General features: G+C 36.6%; 1 protein-coding gene and 2 pseudogenes. 1 reads left to right on the top strand and 2 read right to left on the bottom strand.

All coding sequences use genetic code 11. From position 1 onward, the window contains the following. Positions 1-78: 78 nt before the first annotated feature. Both H9625_RS16945 and H9625_RS16940 read right to left on the bottom strand, forming a co-directional pair. Positions 79-282 (bottom strand): annotated as a pseudogene (locus H9625_RS16945) (hypothetical protein); the annotation flags it as partial. Positions 283-647: 365 nt separating this feature from the next. Next, positions 648-4676: a hybrid sensor histidine kinase/response regulator transcription factor gene (locus tag H9625_RS16940; protein WP_191765492.1), complete on the bottom strand. Its 4029-nt coding sequence runs from the start codon at positions 4674-4676 to the stop codon at positions 648-650. 72 nt (positions 4677-4748) lie between these two features. Here H9625_RS16940 and H9625_RS16935 point away from each other — a divergent pair. Beyond that, positions 4749-5486: pseudogene (locus H9625_RS16935) on the top strand (IS982 family transposase); the annotation flags it as partial. Between the last annotated feature and the right edge of the window lie 118 nt (positions 5487-5604).

Below are 5604 nucleotides of genomic sequence, written 5' to 3'. Positions count from 1 at the left end.
TATGGTCGCGGTAATTCATGTTGCAAAGGTACGCGTATGCGCGATATATAACAAATCTAAATTACATAAACTCTATTGAAAGTTTCCGTCAAAATCGGATATTGTACCAATCGATTTATTGCCCTTTACGACAATGGAAGCACCTATGATACCTTCACCATCATCATCAAGCACAATACCTCTTACTGTCATCCCTTGTTGGGCCGAAGCTGTAAGACAGCATAACAGCATCCAGAACAGTAAGGAAGGAATTTTCTGAATTTTCCGTTTTACATTTTTCATATAACTAATTATAAGATTAATATTGAAACATTGTTTAACATCTTCTACAAACACGATTGTCAAGCATAGAAAAAAAATCTTTCAACACAAAATTAGAAATGTAGAATCAGAACACAGAATTATTACGTGTCGCGTCCATCTATAAATGTTTCATTTTATCTTTTTACGTTTCAAAAGGCTTTTGAAATGTCTCAAACCCATATTTCATATCAAGAAGTTTGGGAATGACATCAAACTTCTACCAGGAAAACACATCAATAATACTCTGCCAGAAAGTGCTTATTATGAATGTTATCGCTTTGATTTAGAGAAAGTCAGCCCTCCTTTGTCTCTAATGGGAAGGAGGGCTGATACTGAGATTAGTTTTATTTATTTTCCTGCAGATGTTGTTCCATATATTCAGAAGGGGTAACCCCATATAATTCTTTAAAGAGAGTCGAGAAATTATTAGGATTAGAGAATCCTGTCATCTGTGCAACCTCCGCAATGGAATGGCGCTTGTCGGCTAAAAGTTGTGCCGCTTGCTTCAATCGGATATTACGGATAAATTGTCTGGTCGGCTGGTTGGTAAGTTCTTTTAGCTTCCGGTGCAGATGGGAACGGCTGATACCGACCTCATTTACAATCACGTCTACAGTCAGTTCCGGATTGCTCAGATTGTCATTTATCACTTTCATTATTCGTTCCATAAGTTTTTCATCGGGCGATTTTGCCTCTAACTTGTCCAATTTATCATCCTGTCCTTGCCGGCCGGTAAAGATATTCTGCATCTTCTGGTGTTTGAGAATCAGATTTTCCACCGTTTTATGTAAGATAGCAATATTAAATGGCTTGGTTATATATGCATCAGCACCGATATCCAACCCTTTTATAGTACTCTCATCCGTAGTCTTGGCAGTCAACAGAATGACAGGAAGATAATTCAGATTTACATTTTGCTTAATCTTTTCGCATAATGTAAAACCATCCATCTCTGGCATCATGACATCACTTATTATCAAATTCGGAATTTCCTTCAAGATACCCGACCAGGCCTCTTTCCCGTTATTGTATTCTGTTATATGATATGCCACAGAAAGTTCGTCCTTTATATATTTCCGGATTTCATCATCATCCTCAACGATACACACTTTCCATTTTCTTCTAACATGAAGATTCTTTTCCGGATCCGGATTTTCCAACAATGGTACTTCCATATCCGTAGCAGGCGAAATTATCGTCTCTCCTTTTTCTATTTCTCCACAAATTTCATCCTGGCTCAGATGGGAATCACCCAAAGGTATCTCGATAGTAAATGTGGTACCATTCAATCCATTGACATTCCTTCCGACAGAAATTTCACCATGATGCAGTTTTACTAATGATTGCGCCAAATGAAGACCGATACCCGTACCAGCCGTACTTAAATTATTATGAACCTGATAAAATCTTTCGAATATATGTTCATATTCCTTTTCGTCAATACCAATACCTGTATCTGTTATCTGGATTTTGGCATATTGTGCTACCGAAACAGCCCCCTCCTGCTGCCCGGCAATAAACAAATCAATATCGATACTTCCCTCCTTCGTAAATTTAAAGGCATTGGATAATATATTTATTATAATCTTGTCAAAATAAGCCGGGTCTACCCATAAGTCCAGATTCTCACATCCATGTGTATTAAAATTCAAGGCTATATTCTTGACTGAAGCCTGTATACTGAATGACTCACAAATCTGACGTATATAATGGACAATATCAATCTTTTGAAAAGTCAGTTTCATTTGGTTCTTTTCAATTTTTCGAATATCCATTAACTGATTGACCAATAACAGAAGGCGCTGGGTATTCCGATAAATTGTTTTATAGATTTTCTGCCTTGACTCATCTTTATCCGTCTTCATCAGGCCCAATAACGGACTAACCACCAACGATAATGGAGTACGGATTTCATGTGCAATATTAATAAAGAACTGAAGCTTGGCATTATTTATCTCTACAGCATGGAGATGCTCAATTCTCTCTTTCTTATAATGCAGATGACGTTTAAATCTATATATACCAACTCCTATAATAACTAGAGCAAGCACGAAATAAGAAATCTTAGCCCATACCGTTGCCCACCAGGGGGAAGATATATGAATCGTACATTCCCTCACATCCGATTCCATCATTCCGTCCTTCACCTTAATGCGAAAAGTATATTCACCAGGAGTTAAATTACTAAAAGACACCCGATTAATCCCATGCGGAAGATTAATCCAATCCCCATTATTAAAAGAATACACATAAACCAAACGTTCCGGTTTATTCAATTCTACCGTTGAAAACTCCAAACTGAATGTATTATCTTTATATGACAAATAGAAATCTGTAGCCTCAAATATAGATCTGTCAATTATCTCTTTACCCCCTGAGCGTATACCTGTCCTCACAGTCTTGTCGAATACATAAAAATCAGAAATCCGGACATTCCATTTTTTGTTGGGGCTGAAGATTTCTCCCGGCTTGAAATAAGTCAAACCATTCATTCCCCCAAAATAAATTATTCCATCAGAATCTTTATATGAAGAGTTTTTATAGAACTCATTCCCTTGCAACCCGTCACTTACATAATAATTAACAAATTGTTTGTCATGCAGATGAAAGCAAGAAACTCCAGAATTTGTACTTATCCACAACCTGTTATTATCATCACATTGAATTGCATAAATAACATCACTTGGCAAGCCATCCTTAACAGTATAACTTTCTACCTTTTCATGCTTCACATCAAAGGAATATATACCTTCAGATGTCCCGGTCCAAATGATACCATTCTTGTCTTCACATATAGAATGCACAGCATTCGTACTTATAATTTTTTTACTGGAGAAAATACCAGAATCCAAATCTACACAATCAAGGCCTCCATAAGACCCAACAAACAATTTATTTTTAGACGATGAATAATGCAAGCAATTAATCCATGCGATAACTTTTCCACTCATCTCACTGAAAAGCTTCAATTGCCCCGAATTCAAATCATAACAATACAAACCATCAGTCGCACCTATCCAAAGACGTCCTTCCTTATCTTCAGCAAAGGCGAAAACGGCAGGAATAGGATTTCCATCATTACTTTTCAATTGTCCAAACAAGATACATCTACCTGTTCTCTTATCAATTTTACCTACTCCCTTTGTATAGGAACCAAACCACAAATTTGATTTTGAATCTTCAAATAAACTAAGAATGGCCCCAGAAAGCGTCTTCTGATTTCCTGTCATGGAGTAATGCAAACTATGATTTTTATCTTTTGATATACGATAAATACCATCATTGTCACTTCCAACCCACAGAAATCCGTCCCGATCCTTTAATATAGAAGTAATGCAACAATCTCCAATGATATTTTTATAAATTGATTTAAGGCCTAGATATTTGAAATTATTCGTATTTACAGGTTGGTACAAAATACCCTTTTGATATAAACCAATCCATAGGCTTCCATCTTTATCCGTCCACATTGTATGCACTTTTGATTTATTCAGATTCAAGTAATAAAACTCTATCGAATAATCAACTATTGTATTTTTTTTCTTGTCATAAACTTTAATTCCTTGTCCGTCCGTCCCTATATATATCTCATTAGGACTTTTCTCCATCAAAAACTTTACAGGAAGCGCTTCACTATTATATGAAATATGTTCAAAATCATCCAGCTGTACATTATATCTGTATAGACCTTGCCCCAAACTACCCACAAAAAGATTTCCATCATTATCCTTACACAGGCACAAAGCATGCAATTTATGAATGTTTTTCAGATATAAAGTTACCTCATTTTCTGGTGTTATCCTATAAACTCCAACACCACCGACTGCTATCCAAATATTTCCTTCTTTATCTTCAACATACTGATCGGGAAAGTGATTGTCCGGTATCGGCAAATCAAGGAAATCCACAACCAGTTCATCATCCTTTACAATAAGTTTACCGGGTGTAGGGGAAGCAATCCATATTTCTCCATTTTTTCGTTCCATGACCGAACCGACAACATTTACAAATGTCTCATCCACGACAGTTCTAGCCGGGAGGGAAAAATCATCAGTCAAAGGATTGTACTTCTGGATACCGGAAAACGTACAGATAATCAAATCCCCATTACTGGTTTGAAAAATATTCTTCACATAGTTGTTCATCAAAGAATGGGGGTTATCAATATCATGTTTATATATTGTGAACTTAACTCCGTCATAACGATTGAGGCCATATTCTGTAGCAACCCATATTACACCATCCTTGTCCTGATAGATTTGATTTATCAAGCTACTTGAAAGCTCTTTATCGGTAGTGTAAAATTTATACGATTGACCATATCCCAAAAGGGAATAAAAGACAATCAACGAGAAAATCCATATATTTTTCATGTCAGTCATTTATTTAAGGCATACACAAAGCTAATATAAACCTATTGGCGGAATTAATTTGGTTTGAGAATTATGTTTAAAAAGTTGCGCATATTGTTGATATTTAGTAAATTAAATGTAACCAAACTTTTAATAGACAAATATCGTATGCACAACTTATATGCAATATTCGCAAAATTACTGAACATATGCAAGCAAATTGCCGGCAATTTAGTCAATGAAGCTGGGAATGTGCCAAGACGAGGAGTCGTCCCTAAATTCTCAGACCTTGAAGTAGTGGCTTTGAACATGGCATCAGAGGCTGTTGGTATTGACAGTGAGTCGCTGTTGTTTGCAAAGCTACAGGAATATAGGGTTGAAATACCCAACCTTATTTCCCGCCGACAATACAATGACAGGCGTAAAATAACGTCCTCCCTATGTAATGCAATCCGAGAAAGAATGGTTTCTGAAATGGATGGTGGTGAAGACTATTTCTGTATTGATTCGAAGCCGATAGAAGTATGTCGTATTGCCCGTTCCAAACGTTGCAGTATGGGGAAGAAGGACTTTAGTAAAGCACCTGGGGTAGGCTACTGCGCATCACAAAGCATGTATTACTATGGGCATAAACTCCATGCAGTCTGTGGGTTAAGTGGTGTCATCCATTCCTTTGACCTCACTAAGGCAAGTGTGCATGACATTCATTACCTGAAGGATGTGAAAGTGGATTATAGTAATTGTACAGTCATAGGGGACAGAGGATATATAAGTACCCAAGTGCAATTGGACCTGTTTGAAACTGCCAATATCAGATTGGAGGTACCATATAATACTTCGTTAAATTGATATCTAATCCGTTGATAACAAACAAGTTAATTAATAAAGTTTAGCAGAATAAAATAGGTCAAGTGGCTGAAATTCAGTACCTTTAATGGTATCTAACCAC

This window comes from Phocaeicola intestinalis (assembly GCF_014837065.1).
GTDB classification, from domain to species: Bacteria; Bacteroidota; Bacteroidia; order Bacteroidales; family Bacteroidaceae; genus Phocaeicola; species Phocaeicola intestinalis.
Note: the sequence above shows the minus strand (reverse complement) of the source record. Positions and strands in the feature narration are given on the sequence as shown.

What these genes read in the sequence shown, in the direction of transcription:
- H9625_RS16940 (WP_191765492.1), bottom strand. Translation starts at nt 4,676, where the DNA reads ATGAAAAATATATGGATTTTCTCGTTGATTGTCTTTTATTCCCTTTTG.